This is a genomic window from Anaeromyxobacter sp. SG17 (assembly GCF_022690695.1).
GTDB lineage: Bacteria > Myxococcota > Myxococcia > Myxococcales > Anaeromyxobacteraceae > Anaeromyxobacter > Anaeromyxobacter soli.
Genome location: NZ_JALCYX010000020.1, coordinates 38,991 through 57,790 on the forward strand (window position 1 = coordinate 38,991; position 18,800 = coordinate 57,790).

Genomic DNA, 18,800 nt, shown 5'->3' on the forward strand with positions numbered 1-18,800 from the left:
GGCTCGCCCCTGTTCGCGCGCCCCGGCGGGCCCGCTTCGCTCGTTGGCTGCTCTCGGGTCATGGTCGGCCGCCTACAATCGCTCGAGGACGATCGGCCGCGCCGCGGGCGCGGCGGGGCCGATCCGGTAGGCGCCCGCGATGCGCCTCGCGATCCGCTCGCGGGCCTCGCTGCGCTCGCCCGCGTGCACCGTGCAGAGCGGCTCGCCCCGCTCGACGCGATCGCCGAGCTTCTTCGCGACCACGATCCCGACCGCCGGGTCCACCCGGTCCTCGACGCGCGCGCGGCCCGCCCCGAGCGCCACCGCGGCGAGGCCGAGCGCCTCCGCGTCGATCTCCGTGACGAAGCCGGCCTCGGGCGCGGCGACGTCGTAGCGCGCCGGCGCGCGCGGCAGCCGGCCGGGATCGCGGAGCACCGCCGCGTCGCCCCCCTGGGCGCGGACGATCTGCTCGAGCTTCGCGAGGCCGCTCCCGTCGGCGATGGCCGCCTCGACCCGCGCCCGCGCGGCGGCGAGGCCGGGCGCGGCGTCGCCGAGGACCAGCATCTCCGCGGTGAGCTCGACGGTGACCTCGCGCAGGTCCGGCGGCCCTCCGCCCGACAGGAGCGCCAGCGTCTCCTCGACCTCGAGCGCGTTCCCGATCGCCCGGCCGAGCGGCTCGTCCATGCGCGTGAGGAGCGCCGAGACGCGCTTGCCCATGCCGCGGCCGATCCCGGCGAGGGTCCGCGCGAGCGCGCGCGCGTCCTCGGGCCGCTTCATGAAGGCGCCCGAGCCGACCTTCACGTCGAGGACGAGCGCGTCGATCCCCTCGGCGAGCTTCTTCGACATGATGGACGCGGCGATGAGCGGGATCGACTCGACCGTCGCGGTGACGTCGCGGAGCGCGTAGAGCTTCCGGTCCGCCGGCGCGAGCCGCTCGGTCTGGCCGACGAGGCAGGCGCCGACGTCGCGGACCAGCGCGCGGAACGTCTCGACCGGCAGGTCCACCCGGAAGCCCGGGATCGCCTCGAGCTTGTCGAGCGTGCCGCCGGTGTGGCCGAGGCCGCGCCCGGAGATCATCGGCACCTTGACGCCGCAGGCGGCGGCGAGCGGCGCGAGGGCGAGGGAGACCTTGTCCCCCACCCCTCCCGTGGAGTGCTTGTCGACCTTCGCGCCCGGCACGTCGGAGAGGTCGAGCACGTCGCCGGAACGGAGCATCGCCTCGGTGAGCGCGCGGACCTCGCCCTCGTCCATGCCGCGGAAGAACACCGCCATGCAGAAGGCGGCCATCTGGTAGTCGGGGATCTCGCCGCGCGTGAAGCCGTCGACGAGCGCGGCGATCGCGTCCGGCGGGATGGCCCCTCCGTCGCGCTTGCGGTGGATGATCTCGTACGCGCGCACGCAGCCCTCCCGGAGCCTCACGCCGCCTCGGCCCGCCCGCGCCCACCCCGCGGGTGCGGACCGCCGGCCCGTTCGCCGCCCCTCGACGCCGTCCGCTGCCGCCTCAGGCGAGCCGCTCCATCAGCTCGTCGTCGATCTCGAAGTTGGCGTGGACGTTCTGGACGTCCTCGAGGTCCTCCAGCATGTCCACGAGCTTCAGCATGGAGCGCGCCTTGTCCGGGTCCGTGATCCGCAGCGTCTCCCGGGGGACGAAGGTGAGCCGCCTCGCGCCGAGCGGGAGCTTCTTCTCGAGCGCCGCGGCGACGCCGTGCAGGTCGTTCGGGAGCGTGCGCACCTCGAACCCCTCCGCGCCGAGGCTCACGACGTCCTCGGCCCCCGCCTCGATCGCCGCCTCCGTGACCTCGTCCTCGGTCGGGCCGGGCTTCACCTCGACGACCCCGCGCCGGTCGAAGTTCCACGCCACCGCGCCCTCGGCGGCGAGGTTCCCGCCGCCCTTCGCGAGGGAGGAGCGGACGTCACCGGCGGTCCGGTTGCGGTTGTCGGTGAGGCACTCGACGATCATCGCCACCCCGCCCGGCCCGTACCCCTCGTAGACGACCTCCTCGTAGGAGACGCCCTCGAGCTCGCCCGTGCCCTTCTTCACCGCGCGGGTGACGTTCTCCTGCGGCATGTTCGCCTCCTTGGCCGCGTCGATCGCGGCGCGGAGGCGCGGGTTGCCGGCGGGGTCCCCGCCGCCCATTCGCGCGGCGACGGTGATCTCCTTGATGACCTTCGAGAAGAGCTTGCCCTTGGCCGCCCCTTGCGCCTCCTTGTGGCGCTTGATCTTGGACCATCGGTTGTGGCCGGACATGGCGGCGTTCCTCTCGGCGGCCGCGACCCCGGGCGGCCCCTCGTCCCGAGGTAGCACGCGCTCCCCCGGATCTTCAAGCAATCGTGGGGAGTTCTAAGGCGCCGCGGGCAACCGCGCCTACCACAGGATCGAGTCCACCATCTCGTCGACCATGTCGCCGAGCCGGTCGATGCCGTGCGACTTGGAGAGGAACCCGTCGGCGCCCACCTGCTCGGAGATCTCCGCGAGCTCGTCGTCGCCCTTCGAGCTGAAGAGGATGATGGGGATCTTCTCGGTGTGGAAGTCCTGCTTCAGGACGCGGACGATGTCCTTGCCGGAGATGTCCGGCATCATGAGATCGGTGAGGATGATCTCCGGCTGGAAGCCGTCGAGCTGCGCCTGGAACTCGAGCAGGTTCGAGGCGATCGCGACCTTGTAGCCGCGGTCCTCGAGCACGGCCTTCTCCATCTCGAGCGTGATCGTCGAGTCGTCGAGGAGCAGGATCCGCTTCTTCTCGGCCATCGTTCTCCTCACAGCGCGGCGAGGGCGTAGTGCGCGGCCCGGACGAAGGCGGCGCCGTCCTCGGGGACGTCCGGATAGTAGCCCAGGAAGGCCTGACGCTTCCCATCCGGCCGGCGGGCGTGCGCGGCGAGCGCGTTCCGGTAGGCGAGCCGCGCGCGGTCGGGATCGCGCTGCGCCTCGCGGCAGCGCCCGAGCCAGTAATGCGCGAGCGCGAGGTCGGGGTCGAGGAACAGCGCCCGCGAGAGCTCGAGGGCGGCGCCGTCGGTCTCGCCCTCCTCGAGCAGGTGGATCCCGAAGAAGAGGTGCGCCTCGGCGCTGAGCGGCTCGAGCTGGAGCGCGGCCACGTAGCACTCGCGCGCCCGGTCGGTCTGCCGGAGGATGCCGTACAGGTTCGCCAGCGTGAGCCGCACCGCGAGGTCCTCGCCGCCCTTCTCGAGGAGCCGCTCGAGCAGCTCGCGCGCGGCGCCGAAGCGGCCGTCGGCGAACAGCGCCACCGCGGCGTCGAGGTACTCCTGGGGCGCGAGCGGCGGCTGCGGCGCCGGGATGGGCGCCGGGGTGGGGAGGCGCGGGGGCGCCGCCGGGGGCAGCGACACGTGGCGCACGAGCGGCGGCGCGGACGGCACCGGGACGACGGGGCGAACCGGGCGCGGGGCCGGGAGCGGCGTCGTGCGCGGCGTCTCCGGGCGCCGGTAGAGGAACGCCCCGGCGACCTCCGTGAGCTCGAAGCCCTCGAAGATGCGGAAGAGCGACTCGGAGTAGCCGAGGAACAGGTAGCCGCCCGGCGTGAGCGCGTGGAGGAACTGCGTGAGCACGTGCTGCGTCGTGGGCGTGTCGAAGTAGATGATGACGTTGCGGCAGAAGATGACGTCCCACCCGCCCTCGGGCCGCGGCATGGTGCCCGAGACCAGGTTGTGCGGACGGATCGCGGTGATGAACCGCCTGAGGCTCGCGCGCACGTGGTGGCGATCCCCGTCGGCGTCGAAGTGGCGCTCGCGGAGCGGCTGGGGGATCTCGCGCGCGCGCCGGGCGTCGTACGCGCCGCGCGCGGCCTGCGCGACCGCCTCCGGGTTCACGTCGGTGGCGAGGAGCTCGAGGTGCTCGGGCTCCGCCCCGGCGCCCTCCGCGGTCATCGCGATCGAGTACGGCTCCTCCCCGGTGGCGCAGCCGGCCGACCAGATCGCGACGCGCCGGCCGCCGCCGCGCGCGCGCGCGACGAGGCCGGGGAGCAGCGCCTCGAGCGCGCGGAACTGGCGCTCGTCGCGGAAGAAGCTCGTCTTGCCGACCGTGACGAGCGGGAGCAGCCGCCGGAGCTCCTCGTCGCCGCCGTCCTGCGAGCGCAGGAGGCCGACGTACGCGCGCCCGTCCGGTGCGTTGGGCCCGAGCTCCTCCAGCCGGGCGCCGAGGGCGAGGCGCAGCGCCGAGTGACCGTCCGGGCGCACGTGCAGGCCCACCCGCTCCTTGAGGAGCGCGGCGAGCTGCGTCAGGTCGTCCGGCGTGATCGGCCTCACCGGGTCAGCTCCTGGAGCGCGCGGGGGATCGCCTCGATCGGGAGCACGCGATCGACGGCCCCGAGCTCGATGGCCGCGCGCGGCATCCCGAACACCGCGCTCGTCGCCTCGTCCTGCGCGATCGTCGGCCCGCCGGCCGCGCGGATGGCGCGCAGCCCCTCGGCGCCGTCGCGGCCCATGCCGGTGAGGATCACGCCGCAGGCGCGCGCGCCGTGCTGCCGCGCCGCCGAGAGGAAGAGCGGCGTCACCGACGGCTTGAAGGTCTCGACCGGCGGCGAGTCCGAGAGCCGCACCGCGCCGTCGGCGACGACGAGGTGACGGCCGGAGGGGGCGAGGACGATCCGGCCCGGCGCGAGGACGTCGCCGTCCCGCGCCTCCCGCACGTCGAGCCGGGTCTCCGCGGCGAGCCAGGCCGCGAGCCCCTCGGTGAACCCGTCGGCGATGTGCTGCACGATCGCGACCGGGGCCGGGAAGACCGGCGCGAGCCCGCGCAGGAGGGACACGAGCGCGCGCGGGCCGCCGAGCGAGGCGCCGATGACGACGAGCTCCACGCCCGCGCTCCGCCGGGGCGGCGGCTCGCCCTCGGTGCGCAGCCCGCGCAGGTGGCGGATCACCTTCACGCCGGCGAGGAGCCTGAGGCGCGAGCGGAGCTGCCGCCCGTACGTCTCGAGGTCGGTCGTCGCGTGCGGCTTCTCGAGGATGTCGAGCGCGCCGAGCGAGAGCGCGCGGAACCCGACCGCCTCGGCGGGGTTGCCGGTGAGGACCAGGATCGGGGTGGGCGTCTCGGCCATGATCCGCGCGATGCCCGCGTAGCCGTCGGCCTCGGGCATGTTGAGGTCCATGGTGATGACGTCGGGCCGGTGCTGCCGCGCGAGCGCGGCGGCGGCGTGTCCGTCGGCCGCGACGGCGACCACCTCGAACCCCGGGCCGTCCGCGACCACCCCGGCGAGGAGCTCGCGGAACAGGGCGGAGTCGTCCGCGACGAGGACGCGGACCTGCCGCGCCTGTGGAGGCGTCACGCGCCGACCCCGCAGAGCCGCTCGAGCGTGGCGGCGAGGCTCTCGGCCTCGAGCTCGCCCTTGACGATGTACGCGTCGGCGCCGGCGTCCACGCCGCGGCGGCGCTCCTCGGGCGCGGAGAGCGAGGACATGATGACGATGGGCAGCTTCACGAACCGCGGCGTCGCCTTCACGCGGCGGGTGAGGTCGATGCCGTCGAGCACCGGCATCTGCACGTCGGTGACGAGGAGCTGGTAGCTGCCGGTCTGCAGCTTCCGCCAGCCGTCCTCTCCGTCCACCGCCTCGTCCACCTCGTGCCCGAGCGAGCGGAGCAGGGCCGCCTCCGCCTCTCGCGCGATCGCGCTGTCGTCCACGAGGAGCACCCGCAGGCGCCGCCGGTCGCGGCCGCGCGCCAGGGCCGGCGAGGCGAGCCGGCGGGCCGCGGCCACGATGTCCGGGGTCGAGAGGAGCAGCGCGACGCGCCCGTCCTCCAGCGCGGCGGCGCCGGTGACGAAGCGCATGCCCTTGAGGAACGCCCCGGGCGCCTTCACCGCCACCTCGCGCTCGCCGTGCAGCCCGTCCACCACCACCGCCGCGCCCTCGCTGCCGTGGTCGACGTACGCCACGAGCGGCCGCTTCGAGCGCGGGCCGCCGTTGAGCGAGAGGAGGGGCCCGAGCGCGACTACCGGCATGAGCCGCCCGCGGTAGCGCACGGCCCGGATGCCCGCGACCTCCGTCGCCTCCTTGGGGTCGAGCCGCCCGACGCTGTCCACGTCCACGGCCGGGATCCCGTAGACGTCCTCGTCGATGCGGACGAGGAGGACCTTCATGAGCGACAGCGACTGCGGCATGCGCAGCGTGAACCGCGTGCGCTTGCCCACCTCGGACTCGACCGTGACCGACCCGCCGAGCGCCGTGACGCGCTTGCGCACCACGTCGAGCCCCACCCCGCGGCCGCTCGTCTCGCCCGCCTGCTCGCGCGTCGAGAACCCCGCCATGAAGATGAGGTCGAGCGCGTTCCGCGCCGACAGGCTCGCCGCCTGCTGCTCGCCGATGATCCCCTTGCGCAGCGCGGAGGCGCGGACCTTCTGCGGGCTGATCCCGCGCCCGTCGTCCTCCACGGTCACGGCGAGCAGGTCGCCGTCCACCCGCGCGGAGATGACGATCTTCCCCGCGCGCGGCTTGCCCGCCTGCACTCGCTCGGCAGGCGTCTCGAGCCCGTGATCGACGCAGTTGCGGACGAGGTGGACGAGCGGGTCGTTGAGCGAGAGCAGGATGGCCTTGTCGACCCCGGTCTCGCCGCCGCGCACGACGCACTCGACCTCCTTGCCCTGCTCGCGCGCCATGTCGCGGGCGGCGAGGGGGAAGCCCGCGAGCACGCCGGAGAGCGGGATGAGCCGCGCCTCCCCGATCCGCTCGGCGAGCATCCCGAACTGCGCCTGGGAGGAGGAGGCGGCCTCGGTCTGCGCGCGGGCGAAGCGGAACGTGTCCGAGCGGAGGAGGTGGACGTCTCCCTCGATCTGCTCGACGAGCCGGGCGGTGCGCGCGTCGCGGAGCCGCTCGGCGAGCGCGATCACCCGGTCCGACAGCCGGCCCCACCGCGCGAACAGCGCGTTGAGGTCGCGGGAGCGGCGGATGGCCCGCTCTCCCTCGACGAGCACGTCGCCGGCGAGCGCGGCGATCTCGTCCAGCCGGTCGACGTCCACGCGGATCGAGGCGGCCGGCTTGTCCCCGCGAAGCTCGAGCCGGGCCTCGGGCGACGGCGCCGCGGGCCGCGCCGGCGCGGGCGCCGGGGCGGCCGGGGCCGCGCGCTCGCTCGTGGTCGAGGTCGTGGTCGAGGTCGTCGCGGTCGCGCTCGAGCTCGCGTGCGAAGGCGACGGCCCGGGCGCGGGCGACGCCGCCACCGTCGAGACCTCCGCAGCGCCCTCCGGCGCGCCCCGCGGTCCGGCGATGAGCGCGCGCAGGGACTCCGCGAGCTTCCCGGCCGCGTCCCCGCCCTCCGCGGGCGCGTCGAGCATCGGCACGATGGCGCCGCACGCCCGGAGGAGCGCGTCGAGCCGCTCGCCGGGGCTGTCCTTGGGGAGCGCCTTGAGCAGGTCCTCCGCCGCGTGCACCACGCTGGAGATGCCGACGAAGCCCATCATGCGGGCCTCGCCCTTCAGCGTGTGCAGCTCGCGCGCGAGCTCGTCGAGCGCCTCCGGCGTCCCGGCGCCGCGCTCGAGCTCGAGCAGCGCGCCCGAGATCTTCTCCACCCGGTCCGCGGTGGTCTCGCGGAAGCGGGGGAGGAGCTTCTTGCGGATCTCTTCGGAGACGCCCATGCGCGGCTCGCGGCGTGCCTTTCCCTGAGCGGCCCGGGCTACTCCACCTTGAAGCGCTTCACGAGCTCTGCGAGGCGCTCGGCGAGCTTCGTGAGCTCGGAGGCCGCGCCGGTCGCCTGCTTCGACCCGGCCTGCGCCTGGCGAGTGACCTCCTCGATCTCCGACATCGACTGCACGACCTGCTCGGTCGCCGTGCGCTGCTGCTGCGTCGCGAGGTGGATCACGCGGGCGGCGTCGCTCGTCTCCTGGATGCCGGAGAGGATGCCCGAGACGCTCGCCATGGCGTTGCCGCCGAGCTTCTCGCCCTCGGAGGCCTCGCGCTTGTTCCCGTCGGACGCCTCCTTGGCGGCGTGCGTCGCCTCGCGGATCTCCGTGATGAGGTTCTTGATCTCCTTCGTCGACTCGAGGACGTTCTCGGCGAGGCGGCGCATCTCGGCGGCCACGATGGAGAACCCGCGACCCGCCTCGCCCGCCTTGGCCCCCTCGAGGGCGGCGTTCAGGGCGAGGAGGTCCGAGCGGTCCGCGATCTCGTCGATGACCTCGACGACCGTGCCGATGCGCTCGACCCGCTTGGAGAGCTTCGCGATCGCGTCGTCCACCTCGACGGCGTTGTGGCGGACCTTCTCCATCGAGCCCATGAACGCCTTGATGGCGCCCTCGCCCTGCTTCGCGCCGGAGAGGGTCTGCTCGGCGATCGCGGCCACCATCTGCGCGTTCTCGGCGATCTGGTGCGAGGCGCCCTTCAGCTCCTCCATCGTCGCGGTCGTCTCGTGGATGGCCGACGCCTGCGCGCTCGTCGAGGACTCGTTCTGCGTCGCCGCCGCGAGCACCTCCGCGGAGCTGGTCGACAGCTGCATCGCCGCCTCGCGCGTCTCGGTGACGAACTTCTTCAGCGTCTCCATCACCTGGCCGATGCCGGCGATGAGCGGCGTGAGCGCGGAGTCGGTCGAGCCGGCGCGGAGCGAGCCTGAGAGGTCGCCCTGGATGACGAGGCGGATCATCGCCTCGATGGCCTCGTCGATGCCGGCCGTCACGATCTGCACGCGCTGGTGCGCCTGGCGAAGGTCCTCGACGACCGCGCTCGCGGCCCCGTTCACCGCCTCGGCGATGGCGCGCAGGCCGGGATCGTCGATCGCCCCGGCGTCCACGCGGCCGTCGTAGTTCCCCTCGGCGAAGCCGCGGAGGACCACGGCGATGCGGGCGGCGTCGGCGCCGACGACGGTGTTCCGCCTCTTCGCCGCCGCCGCGCGCGGCGCGGCCGCGCGGGCCTTCGGCTTCTGCTGGACGTCGAACGGATCGCGGGTGCTCATGGCTGCTCCGGGGGAGGCGTCACACGGGCGCGGCGGAGGTGGCGTGCTCGCGGACGAGGGTGGGGAGGTCGACGAGGAGGACGGGGTCGCCGTCGAGGAGCACGAAGCCCGTGACGGCGCCGGAGGTGAGGCAGGCGGCGGCGAAGGCGGGGAGCGGCTGCACCTGCACCTCCGGCACGCTCCGGGTGCCGATCACCTGATCGACCACCAGGGTCCGCTCCACGGCCTCGTCGTGGCTCGCGACGACGATGCCGCGCGTGCAGGCGCGCGGCGCGCCGAGCGCCGTCTCGAGGACGAGGTCCTCCGCGGGCACGTCCCGCACGCTGCCGATGCGGATGGCGTCGTGCACGACCGCCGCGAAGGTGCGCGGGCCGACCTGGAACAGGACGAGCTCGCTCGTCGGGCCGGTCACGCCGCGGCGCTCCCCGCTGGCACGGCGCGCGCCCGGGCGGTCTCGACGAGGCGCGGCAGATCGAGGATCGCGATGGCGCCCGCGCGGTCGCGGCCGACGGCGGAGAGGAACTCGGCGACGCCGCTCGACTCGGCCGGCGGCGGCTCGAGCTGGCGGCGCGGGATCGCGACGAGCCCCTCGACCGAGTCGCTCACCACCGCCACCTTCCACGGGCCGCAATGGACGATCGCGGCGCGCGTGCTCGGGCGGAGCGACACCGACCCCTGGCCGACGAGCTGGGCGATGTCGAGCACCGGCAGGACCTCGCCGCGGTGGGTGAACACGCCGGGGAGGAAGGCCGGCGCGGCCGGGAGCCGCGTGAGCGGACCGAGGCGGACCACCTCGGTGACGAGCGGGGCCTCGAACGCGTAGCGGCCGCCGAGGAGCCTCAGGCAGAAGAACCATGCCTCCGGCGCGGACGCCTGGGCGCCGGACTCGGGTTGCTGCGCTTCCTTCGGCTCGGCCATCGGGCGCGGATTATCCGCGAGCCCGGGACGACCGGGCAAGATCGGTGCTATTTTGATTCACCGGGAGAGGGGCGACGTGAAGGTCCTCATCTGCTGCGAGAGCGAGATCGTCCTACATGTGACCGGCATGGCCCTCGAGGCCGCCGGGCACCAGGTGGTGCTCGAGCGCGAGCCGCACGCGCTCGTCGCCGAGGCGGGAAACGCCGCGGCGCTGCTCGTCGACGCGGTGCGCGCGAAGCAGGCGCCGCCGCTCCTGCGCGACCGGGGCTTCCGCGGGCGCGCCCTGCTCGTCGGCGACGGGACGCCGGAGGAGCTCGCGCAGAAGGCCGCGGAGCTGAAGCTCGACGGCGCCGTCCCGTCCTCCCCGCCGGAGGACCTGCCGCGCCGCTTCACCGCCGCGCTCGAGGCGCGCCGCCGCGTGCTCATCGTGGACGACTCCGAGATCGTCGCGCGTCTGCTGAAGGAGGAGCTCGAGGCCAAGGGCTTCGAGATCCAGTACGCGCCGGACGCCGAGAAGGCGACCTCGATCATCCTGAAGCGCCAGACCCGGCCCGACCTCATCCTCCTCGACATCAACATGCCGAAGGTGGACGGCGCGCAGTTCTGCCGCTTCGTGAAGAAGAACGAGATGTTCCGCTCGATCAAGGTCGTCTTCTGCTCGGGCGAGGACAAGCAGAAGGTCGAGAAGCTCGTGACCGAGTGCGGCGCCGACGGCTACCTCCTGAAGGACGAGCTCCTCGGGAAGTGGATCGTCGACAACGCCCGCTGACCCGGGCCCCGGCTCCGGCTCACTCGCCGGGCGTCCCCTCCCCCTCGGCGCAGGCCAGGTTCTCCGCGACGTCCGGCCCGTCCACGTCGACGCGGACCGCCGCCGCGGGGCAGAGCGGCGCCGCCCCGCCCGCGCCGAACGTGGAGGCGACCGCGCCGGAGGGATCGAGGAGCAGGAGCTCCGGCGGCCGCTCGTTGGCGATCCCGCCGAGGAGCGCGGTCGCTCCGCAGGCGAGCACGGGCGTCCCGGGGGGCAGCGCGTACCGCCCGTCGTACGCGCCACCCGCGACGAGCGCGATCGCGCCCGGCGGGAGCGCGTCCTCGAGCCGCGCGCTCACCACGCACGAGGACAGCGCCCCGGTCGCCGAGCGCTTCGCGAGGCGCCAGCCGAGGAGATCGAGCACGCCCTCCCCGCGGTTCGCGATCTCCACGTACTCGCCGCCCGCCTCGGGCGTCGCCGCGTCCGCCCTCACCTCGGTGACGACCGGCCGCGGCGGCGGACCGGCCGCGCGCGCCGTCTCGAAGGCCCCCACGGACGGCCGGCGGCGGCCCTCGACGTCCAGCACCGGCCGTCCGTCCGCGGCGTGCACGCGCGACGACAGCACGAGCACGTAAGGGGCGAGCGCGCGCAGCGGCGCGCCGGGCGTGAGCATCGCCCGACGCCCTCCGTCGGCGAGCGCGACCGCCGCCGGGACGCGCGAGGCGAGCGCCGCGGCGCCCGCGTCCGACTCGACGGCCTCGAGCGCCTCGCGCAGGTCGGCTGCGGGGACGAGCGCGAGCCGTTCGCCGTCGAGGATGCCCTCGGGCGCGATGGGCGCGGTGAAGCGGATCTCCGCCACGACCGCCTCCGGGGCGACGCCCGGGCCCTCGGGCGCGACGCTCTCCACGCGCACGAACGGGGCGGGCTCGGGGAGGCCGCAGGCGGCGGCGAGCAGCAGGATGGCGGCGCGCCTCACGGCCGCCCCCGCACGCCGCGGGCGCCGGCGATCGCCGCGAGCTCGGCGCCGAGGCGATCGATCTCGAGCTCGGCCTGCGCGCGCGCGAGCGCGCTGCCGGGCGGGTCGAGGAGCAGCGAGAGCCGGAGGCGCTGCCGCTCGTAGTAGAGGGTGGTGGCGCGCTTCACCGCCTCCGCCCGGGCGCGGGCGCGGGCCGTCGCCTCCGCGGCAGCGGCGACCTCGCCCGTCGCGGCGACGAGGCCGCCCAGGTCCCACGTCGCGCGGAGCGTGACGGCGAAGCCCGGCGCGAGCCGCAGGTAGTCCACCTCGCCCGAGCCCTGCAGGCCGACGACGCGGTGACTGCGCTCGTCGCGCTGGTACTCGGCGGTCAGGCGCGGCAGCAGCGCGGCGAGGCGTGCACGCCGGGCGAAGCCCACGGCGCCGGGCGCCTCGGAGTCCGCCGCCTGCGCGGCGGCGGCCTGCACCTCCGCGATGGCGGGCTCTCCCGAGGAGAGGACCGCGAGCGCCCGGAGCGCCTCGGCGTCGGCCGCGGCCCCAGCGTCGGCGGGGCCCGCGCGCGCGGGCGCGGGATCGAGGGTGGAGGGGGCACGCGGGGTTGCCGCGACGAGCGCGGCGGCGACGGCGAGGGAGATCGGGGTCATGCGGTGCGCCCGAGCAGGGTCCGCGCCGGGGCATCTCAGCGTGATCCTGGGCTGTTTGCGTCCGCAGCACGTCCGCGCTCCGTCCGACGGTCTCCCGCGCGCCCGCCGCCCCCCATGCCGCGGCGGAGCGCCCCGGGCTCCCCCTACCCGGGGCTCGGGACACCCCGAGCCCGGGTCCTCCGGCTGTCGCACGTGGGCGAGACGTCGCGCCCCGTTCACGGTACGTCGATATCGTGCGCTCGGCTCGGCGGCGCGCGCGCAGGCGGGCGCGGATCCTCGGGAAAAGGGCTGGCCAGCGCGGCGGGCCCTGGGCGGCGCCGGTGGCGAGCGCGTACGCGTCGCACCCACCCTGCGCAGTGGTGCCGCGCTTGCACCTCGGCGGGTGCTCGCAGCTCCGAGGAGGCCGCCGTGATGGACCGGAAGAAGATCCTGCTCGTCGACGACTCGTCCACGGTGCTCCTCATGGAGCGGATGATCCTGTCGAAGGACGCCTACGACGTCGTCACCGCCAAGGACGGCGCGGAGGGCGTGGAGAAGGCGATCTCGGAGCGCCCGGACCTCATCCTGATGGACGTGGTGATGCCGCGCATGGACGGCTTCGAGGCCTGCCGGAAGCTGCGCCAGCAGCCCGACACGCGCGAGATCCCGGTCATCATGGTCACGACGCGCGGCGAGCTCGCGAGCGTCGAGTCCGGCTACGCGAGCGGCTGCAACGACTACGTCACGAAGCCCATCAACGGCCTCGAGCTGCTCGCCAAGGTGCGCAGCTGCCTCGGGCAGTAGCGAGCGACGCCATGGCCGATCCGCGCGACCGGACCCCTCCCCCGCCGCCCGCCGCCGCGGGCCAGGACCTCCAGAAGATGAGCGAGCGCCTGCGCGAGGTGATCACCTCGCTCCGCTCCGAGCAGCAGCGGCTCGCCTCCGAGGCGACGACGCCCGTGCCCGGTCGGGGTGCGCCCTCCGACCCGGGCGAGCACGAGCGGCGGCGGCTCACGAGCGAGCTCGCGCTGGCGCACGAGGCCATCGCGCACGCGAACGCGGAGCGCGACCGGCTCCGCGCACGGGTGGAGGAGCTCGAGGCCGAGCAGCGGAGGCTCTCCGACGACTACGTCGCCGCGCAGGAGCGCACCACCGAGCTCGCGCAGCTCTTCGTCGCGCTGGAGCGGCTGCACGGCGGCCGCTCGCGCGCGGACGTCGTCGCCGCGGTGCAGGAGATCGTCATCAACGTGGTGGGGTCGGAGGAGCTCGCGCTCTTCGAGCGGCGCGGCGACTCGCTCGATCTGCTGAAGGCGTTCGGGGTGGACCCCGGGCCGATCCACACCGTCGCGGTCGGCGAGGGGATCATCGGCCGGGCCGCTTCGTCCGGCGCCACGTGGATCGCGGGCCGCGATCCCGCCCCCGAGCCCTGCGATCCGGAGCTCTCCGCCTGCATCCCGCTGCGCGCCGGGGACGCGACCGTCGGCGCGCTCGCCATCTGGCGGCTCCTCGGCCACAAGCCGATCCTCGACGAGCAGGACCACGCCGTGTTCGACCTCCTCTCCACGCACGCCGGGCTCGCGCTCGCGCTGCGCGCCTGAGGCCGCGAGGCGCGTGACCGCTCGCACCGCCACCCTCCCCGAGCGGCCGAACGCCGCCGCGCCCGACCTCGCCGGCCGCGCCCAGGTCTACCTGCACGCCGGCCAGCTCGCGACCGCCGCCACGCGCACGGCCATCACCACCGTGCTCGGCTCGTGCGTGGCGGTGTGCCTGCACGATCCCGCGAGCGGGGTCGGCGGCATGAACCACTTCCTCCTGCCGCACCCGGTGGGGCGCGAGCGCTCGGTCCGCTTCGGCAACGTCGCTGTGCCCGAGCTCGTGGACGCGGTCGTCCGGGCCGGGGCGGCGCGCGCCGCGCTCGTCGCGAAGGTGTTCGGCGGCGCGAGCGTCATCGGCGCGTTCCGCGGCTCCCGCAACCTCGGCGAGGAGAACGTCGAGCTCGCCCTGCGCCTCCTCGGGGAGGCCCGCATCCCGGTGCTCGACCAGGACGTCGGCGGCGCGCGGGGTCGCAAGCTGATCTTCTTCGCGGACGAGGGCACCGCCTGGGTGCGGCAGCTGTGAACGGCGGAGGCGACATGGACGAACTCGGCATCGATCGCGAGCTGCTCGTGCAGACGTTCCTCGCGGAGGCGGAGGAGACGTTCGGGCGCATGGAGCAGGCGCTCGTCGCCCTCGAGGCACGGCCCGGCGACGAGGCCATCCTGCACGCGCTCTTCCGGGACGCGCACACCGTGAAGGGCGGGGCCGCGCTCGTCGGCTTCGACGGCGTCCGCGAGCTCGCGCACGACCTCGAGGACGTGCTCGAGCGGCTCCGAGGGCGGAGCCTCGGCGTCACCGACGCGCTCGTCACGCTCCTCCTCCGCTCCGTCGACGTGCTCCGCGGGTCGGTCGCGGCGGCCGCCGCGGGCGCGCGGGAGGAGCCCGCCGCCGCGCTCGCGTTCCGGCGCCGACTCGCCGCCGCCGCGCAGGCCGCCGGGTCCGCCCCCGGCGCGGGCGAGCCCGGGGCGTCCTCCTCGCCGGCCGGAGGCCACGCCGGCCCCGGCGACGCGTACGAGCCCGCCGGGCCTGCCCACGCGAGCGCGCGCACGCTGCGCGTGGACGTGACGAAGCTCGACCGCATGCTCGACCTGTCGGGCGAGATCGCCATCGCCCGCGGCAGGCTCACGGATCTCCTCGAGCAGCGCGCCGGCGCCGGGGCCGAGCAGCTCCTCGAGGCGCACCGCGAGGCGGACCGGCTGTACCAGGACCTGCAGGAGCTCATCACGAAGGCCCGGATGGTGCCGATCGGGCCGACCTTCCACCCGCACGCCCGGACCGTCCGCGACGCCGCGGCCGCCCTCGGGAAGCGCGCGCGCCTCGTCGTCGAGGGTGAGGACGTCGAGGTGGACACCGCGGTCATCGAGCACATCCGCGACCCGCTCACGCACATGGTCCGCAACGCCCTCGACCACGGCATCGAGCCGCCCGACGTCCGGCGCGCGCGCGGCAAGGCTCCCATCGGGACCGTGGTGCTGCGCGCCTTCCACGAGGCGGGGAGCATGGTGATCCAGGTCTCGGACGACGGGGCCGGCCTCGACCGCGCGCGCATCGCGGCGCGGGCGGTCGCGCAGGGGCTCGCGCCGGACGCGGCGCGCGTCACGGACGAGGAGGCGGGACGGCTCGTGTTCGAGCCGGGCTTCTCCACCGCCGACGCGGTCACCGAGCTCTCGGGCCGCGGGGTCGGCATGGACGTCGTGCGCAGGAACGTCGAGGCGCTGCGAGGCTCGGTCGCGATCCGGAGCGTCCCGGGCGCTGGCACGGAGATCACGATCCGCGTCCCGCTCACGCTCGCCATCATCCAGGGCTTCAAGGTGGGCGTCGCCGCGGAGACCTTCATCCTGCCGCTCGACGCGGTCGTGGAGTGCCTCGAGCTGCCCACGGAGGAGTGCGCGGCGTCCGCGCCCTGCGGGATCCTGAACGTGCGGGGCGCCCCGCTGCCGTACCTGCGCCTGCGGGACCACTTCGGCCTCGGCGGCGCGCGCCCCGGGCGCGAGAACGTGGTGGTGGTCCGGCATGGGGCGCACACGGCCGGCGTCACCGTGGACGCGCTGCACGGTGAGTCCTCCACGGTGGTGAAGCCGCTCGGCCGGATGTTCGGCGGAGTGCCCGGCATCTCGGGCTCGTCCATCCTCGGCAACGGCCGGGTGGCGCTCATCCTCGACGTCGGCGGGCTCCTGCGGGAGACCCTGCGGCGCGCGGCCACGGCAGAGGCGAATGCGGCGTGAAAGGACGGGGGCGCAACCTCGTCATGACTGGGAGCCCGATATGACACAGGCGACGGAAGCGGACGATCGCGCGCAGTACCTCTCCTTCTCCCTCGCGGGCGGCGAGTACGGCGTCGGCATCCTCAAGGTGAAGGAGATCCTCCAGTACGAGACGGTCACGCGCGTGCCGTCCACCCCGCGCTCCGTGCGCGGCGTCATCAACCTGCGCGGCCAGGTCGTCGCGGTCGTCGATCTCGCCGCCAAGTTCGGGCTGCCGGAGACGGAGGTCTCCCGCCTCACCTGCATCCTCATCGTCGAGGCGCGGCTCGACGGCCAGGACACGGTCGTGGGCGTCATGGCGGACGCGGTGCAGGAGGTCATCGAGCTCGGGCCCGCGGACGTCGAGCCGGCCCCGCCCTTCGGCACGGCGGTGAAGGTCGACTTCCTCCTCGGCATGGGGAAGGTCGGCAAGCGCTTCGTGCTGCTGCTCGACCTCGACCGCGTCATCTCGGCCGACGAGAAGGAGTTCGCGCGCGACGCCGCCACCGGCGCGCTCGAGGCCGCGCTCGAGGCCGCTCCGGAGGCTCCGGCCGGCGACGCGGTCGAGGCCGCGTAGGCGCGCGTGACGGTGCACGCGGAGCGGCGGGCGCGACAGGTGGCCGGCGCGGGGAGCGTCCCCGCCGTCGTGGCGCCGGCCGTGAGCGCCGTGACGGACGGCGAGTTCGAGCTGTTCCAGCGCCTCATCCACGCCGAGGCCGGGATCTGGCTCGCGCCGGTGAAGAAGGCCCTCCTCGTGGGCCGGCTCGCCCGGCGGCTGCGGGAGCTCGGCCTCACGAGCTACCACGCCTACTACGAGCGCGTCCGCGGGGACGCGGCCGAGAAGGTGCGGATGCTCGACGCGATCTGCACGAACGAGACGCACTTCTTCCGCGAGCCCCGCCACTTCGAGTTCCTGCGAGAACAGGTGTTCCCCGCGCTGCGCGAGGAGGCCGAGGCGGGCCGGCGCGCGCGGCGGATCCGGGTGTGGAGCGCGGCGTGCTCGAGCGGCGAGGAGCCCTACTCGCTCGCGATGTCGCTCCTCGACGCGTTCCCCTCCGGCTGGGAGCTCGAGATCCTCGCGACCGACCTCTCCACCCGGATCCTCGACCGCGCCCGCGCCGCGGTGTGGCCGATCGACAAGGCGAGCGAGATCCCCGAGGCCTACCTCAAGGCCTACATGCTCCGCGGGGTCGGCAGCCAGGAGGGGCTCATGAAGGCGGGGCCCGAGATCCGCGCGCGGGTGCGCTTCGACCGGGTGAACCTGAACGGCGACGCCTGGCCCGACGCGCGCTTCGACCTCGTGTTCTGCCGGAACGTCCTCATCTACTTCGAGCGCAAGGCGAAGGAGCGCGTGGTCGAGCGGCTCATCGACCGGCTCGAGCCGGGCGGGCACCTCTTCCTCGGGCACGCGGAGAGCCTCGGCGGGCTCACCACCCGCGCGCGGGCCGCCATGCCCACCGTGTACACGCTGCCGCCTCCGGCGCGGAGCGCCTGATGCCCGCCCGCGTCCTCGTGGTCGACGACTCCGCCGTGGTGCGGCTGGCGCTCACGCAGATCCTCGGCCGCGCGGGGCTCACGGTCGCCACGGCGCACGACCCGCTCATCGCCATGGAGAAGATGCGCCGGGAGCGCCCGGACGCGATCGTCCTCGACATCGAGATGCCGCGGATGGACGGGCTCACCTTCCTGCGCAAGGTGATGGCCGAGGATCCCGTCCCGGTGGTGGTCTGCTCCGGCCTCGCCGGCCCGGGCACCGAGATCGCGCTGCGCGCGCTGGAGGAGGGCGCGGTCGACCTCGTGGCGAAGCCGCGCCTGGGGGTGAAGGGGTTCCTCGAGGACTCGGCCGTGCGCCTCGTGCAGGTCGTCCGCGCCGCCGTGCTCGCGCGCGTCCCCCGCCGGACGGCCGGCTCGCGCCCGGGGATCAAGCTCTCCGCCGACGCGGTGCTCCCGGCCCGCCCGGCGGCCCGCGGCGCGGCCGAGCGCGTCGTGGTCATCGGCGCGTCCACCGGCGGGACCGAGGCGCTCCGCCAGATCCTCGAGGCGCTGCCCGCGGACGCCCCGGGCATCGCCATCGTCCAGCACATGCCCGAGGTGTTCACCGCGCAGTTCGCGGCGCGCCTCGATCGGAGCTGCCGCGTGGAGGTGAAGGAGGCCGCGCACGGCGACCGGCTCGGTCCGGGCCGGGCGCTCGTCGCCCCCGGCAACCGGCACCTGGCGCTCCGGCGTTCGGGCGCGCAGTACGTCGTCCACGTCCTCGACGGTCCCCCCGTGTCGCTGCACCGGCCGAGCGTGAACGTCCTGTTCCGCTCCGCGGCCCAGGCGGCGGGCGGGAATGCGGCCGGCGTGATCCTCACCGGCATGGGCGACGACGGCGCGGAGGGCCTCGCCGAGCTCCGCGCCGCCGGCGCGCGCACCTTCGCGCAGGACGAGGCGAGCTGCGTGGTGTTCGGCATGCCGAAGGAGGCGATCGCGCGAGGCGCGGTCGAGCAGGTCCTCCCGCTCCCGCGCATCGCGCCCGCCCTGCTGGAGTGGTGGCGGGCGCCGCCGCGGCGCGGCTGAGGGCCGGGCTCGCTTTGCTCGCCGGTCCGCGCCTCACGACCGGCGAGGGTCCGTCAGTCCTCGACCTCGTCGAGCCAGGCCATCTGGATGGCCTCGAGGACCTTCTCGTTCGACTTCTCCGGATCGTCCGCGAAGCCGGGGAGCTCGCGCACCCAGCGGTGCAGGTCGGTGAAGCGGACGGAGAGCGGCGCCACGCCGGGGTGCGTCTCGGCGAGGGCGATGGCGATGTCGCGCACGTCGGTCCATCTCATCGGTGACTCCTGTTCTGACGGGGACTG

General features: G+C 74.9%; 20 protein-coding genes. 8 read left to right on the forward strand and 12 right to left on the reverse strand.

Annotated features, from left to right (window positions below; all coding sequences use genetic code 11):
* Window positions 1-72: 72 nt before the first annotated feature.
* From MNY60_RS10135 to MNY60_RS10175, 9 genes are all read right to left on the reverse strand, one after another.
* Window positions 73-1,377 (reverse strand): thymidine phosphorylase, encoded by a 1,305-nt coding sequence (locus tag MNY60_RS10135; RefSeq protein ID WP_242339473.1) that lies wholly within the window; start codon window positions 1,375-1,377, stop codon window positions 73-75.
* A gap of 103 nt (window positions 1,378-1,480) precedes the next feature.
* Complete coding sequence (locus tag MNY60_RS10140) at window positions 1,481-2,227, reverse strand: YebC/PmpR family DNA-binding transcriptional regulator (RefSeq protein WP_242355094.1); 747 nt, start codon at window positions 2,225-2,227, stop codon at window positions 1,481-1,483.
* Between the two features lie 117 nt (window positions 2,228-2,344).
* Complete coding sequence (locus MNY60_RS10145; protein WP_242339466.1) at window positions 2,345-2,728, reverse strand: PleD family two-component system response regulator; 384 nt, start codon at window positions 2,726-2,728, stop codon at window positions 2,345-2,347.
* Window positions 2,729-2,736: 8 nt separating this feature from the next.
* The gene (locus tag MNY60_RS10150) at window positions 2,737-4,236 is read right to left on the reverse strand and encodes a CheR family methyltransferase (protein ID WP_242355096.1); all 1,500 of its coding nucleotides are present in this window, start codon (window positions 4,234-4,236) and stop codon (window positions 2,737-2,739) included.
* Window positions 4,233-5,255: a chemotaxis-specific protein-glutamate methyltransferase CheB gene (gene cheB, locus MNY60_RS10155; RefSeq protein ID WP_242339469.1), complete on the reverse strand. Its 1,023-nt coding sequence runs from the start codon at window positions 5,253-5,255 to the stop codon at window positions 4,233-4,235. The genes MNY60_RS10150 and cheB overlap by 4 nt, the downstream gene beginning before the upstream one ends.
* A complete protein-coding gene (locus MNY60_RS10160) occupies window positions 5,252-7,552 on the reverse strand; it encodes a hybrid sensor histidine kinase/response regulator (protein ID WP_242355098.1) in 2,301 nt (766 codons plus the stop codon). Before MNY60_RS10160 ends, cheB begins: the two co-directional genes overlap by 4 nt.
* Window positions 7,553-7,590: 38 nt before the next feature.
* Complete coding sequence (locus MNY60_RS10165) at window positions 7,591-8,862, reverse strand: methyl-accepting chemotaxis protein (protein ID WP_242341343.1); 1,272 nt, start codon at window positions 8,860-8,862, stop codon at window positions 7,591-7,593.
* A gap of 19 nt (window positions 8,863-8,881) precedes the next feature.
* The gene (locus MNY60_RS10170) at window positions 8,882-9,274 is read right to left on the reverse strand and encodes a chemotaxis protein CheW (protein WP_242341344.1); all 393 of its coding nucleotides are present in this window, start codon (window positions 9,272-9,274) and stop codon (window positions 8,882-8,884) included.
* Window positions 9,271-9,780: a chemotaxis protein CheW gene (locus tag MNY60_RS10175; protein ID WP_242355100.1), complete on the reverse strand. Its 510-nt coding sequence runs from the start codon at window positions 9,778-9,780 to the stop codon at window positions 9,271-9,273. The genes MNY60_RS10170 and MNY60_RS10175 overlap by 4 nt, the downstream gene beginning before the upstream one ends.
* 76 nt (window positions 9,781-9,856) lie before the next feature.
* Between MNY60_RS10175 and MNY60_RS10180 the strand changes: the two genes are divergently transcribed.
* The gene (locus tag MNY60_RS10180) at window positions 9,857-10,549 is read left to right on the forward strand and encodes a response regulator (RefSeq protein WP_242355102.1); all 693 of its coding nucleotides are present in this window, start codon (window positions 9,857-9,859) and stop codon (window positions 10,547-10,549) included.
* Between the two features lie 19 nt (window positions 10,550-10,568).
* Here the strand turns inward: MNY60_RS10180 and MNY60_RS10185 are convergent, their stop codons facing one another.
* Both MNY60_RS10185 and MNY60_RS10190 read right to left on the reverse strand, forming a co-directional pair.
* Window positions 10,569-11,504, reverse strand: coding sequence for a lamin tail domain-containing protein (locus MNY60_RS10185; RefSeq protein WP_242355104.1), 936 nt, complete (start codon window positions 11,502-11,504; stop codon window positions 10,569-10,571).
* Window positions 11,501-12,145, reverse strand: a complete 645-nt coding sequence (locus tag MNY60_RS10190) for a hypothetical protein (protein WP_242360573.1) — start codon at window positions 12,143-12,145, stop codon at window positions 11,501-11,503. Before MNY60_RS10190 ends, MNY60_RS10185 begins: the two co-directional genes overlap by 4 nt.
* A gap of 411 nt (window positions 12,146-12,556) precedes the next feature.
* On the opposite strand from MNY60_RS10190, the gene MNY60_RS10195 reads away from it, so the two are divergent.
* From MNY60_RS10195 to MNY60_RS10225, 7 genes are read left to right on the forward strand one after another with little or no spacing between them, the layout of a single operon-like run.
* Window positions 12,557-12,928 (forward strand): PleD family two-component system response regulator, encoded by a 372-nt coding sequence (locus MNY60_RS10195; RefSeq protein ID WP_242341349.1) that lies wholly within the window; start codon window positions 12,557-12,559, stop codon window positions 12,926-12,928.
* 11 nt (window positions 12,929-12,939) lie between these two features.
* Window positions 12,940-13,722, forward strand: coding sequence for a GAF domain-containing protein (locus tag MNY60_RS10200; protein ID WP_242355107.1), 783 nt, complete (start codon window positions 12,940-12,942; stop codon window positions 13,720-13,722).
* Window positions 13,723-13,735: 13 nt separating this feature from the next.
* On the forward strand, window positions 13,736-14,242 hold the full coding sequence (locus tag MNY60_RS10205) for a chemotaxis protein CheD (protein WP_308197058.1): 507 nt from the start codon (window positions 13,736-13,738) through the stop codon (window positions 14,240-14,242).
* A 14-nt stretch (window positions 14,243-14,256) separates the two neighbouring features.
* Entirely contained in the window at window positions 14,257-15,945 is a 1,689-nt protein-coding gene (locus MNY60_RS10210) for a chemotaxis protein CheA (protein WP_242360574.1), read from the forward strand.
* Window positions 15,946-15,985: 40 nt separating this feature from the next.
* Window positions 15,986-16,540 (forward strand): chemotaxis protein CheW, encoded by a 555-nt coding sequence (locus MNY60_RS10215; protein WP_242353070.1) that lies wholly within the window; start codon window positions 15,986-15,988, stop codon window positions 16,538-16,540.
* A gap of 6 nt (window positions 16,541-16,546) precedes the next feature.
* Window positions 16,547-17,458, forward strand: coding sequence for a protein-glutamate O-methyltransferase CheR (locus MNY60_RS10220; protein ID WP_242353067.1), 912 nt, complete (start codon window positions 16,547-16,549; stop codon window positions 17,456-17,458).
* Window positions 17,458-18,522: a chemotaxis response regulator protein-glutamate methylesterase gene (locus MNY60_RS10225; protein WP_277956944.1), complete on the forward strand. Its 1,065-nt coding sequence runs from the start codon at window positions 17,458-17,460 to the stop codon at window positions 18,520-18,522. The genes MNY60_RS10220 and MNY60_RS10225 overlap by 1 nt, the downstream gene beginning before the upstream one ends.
* 53 nt (window positions 18,523-18,575) lie before the next feature.
* Here the strand turns inward: MNY60_RS10225 and iscX are convergent, their stop codons facing one another.
* Complete coding sequence (iscX, locus tag MNY60_RS10230) at window positions 18,576-18,773, reverse strand: Fe-S cluster assembly protein IscX (RefSeq protein ID WP_242340275.1); 198 nt, start codon at window positions 18,771-18,773, stop codon at window positions 18,576-18,578.
* Between the last annotated feature and the right edge of the window lie 27 nt (window positions 18,774-18,800).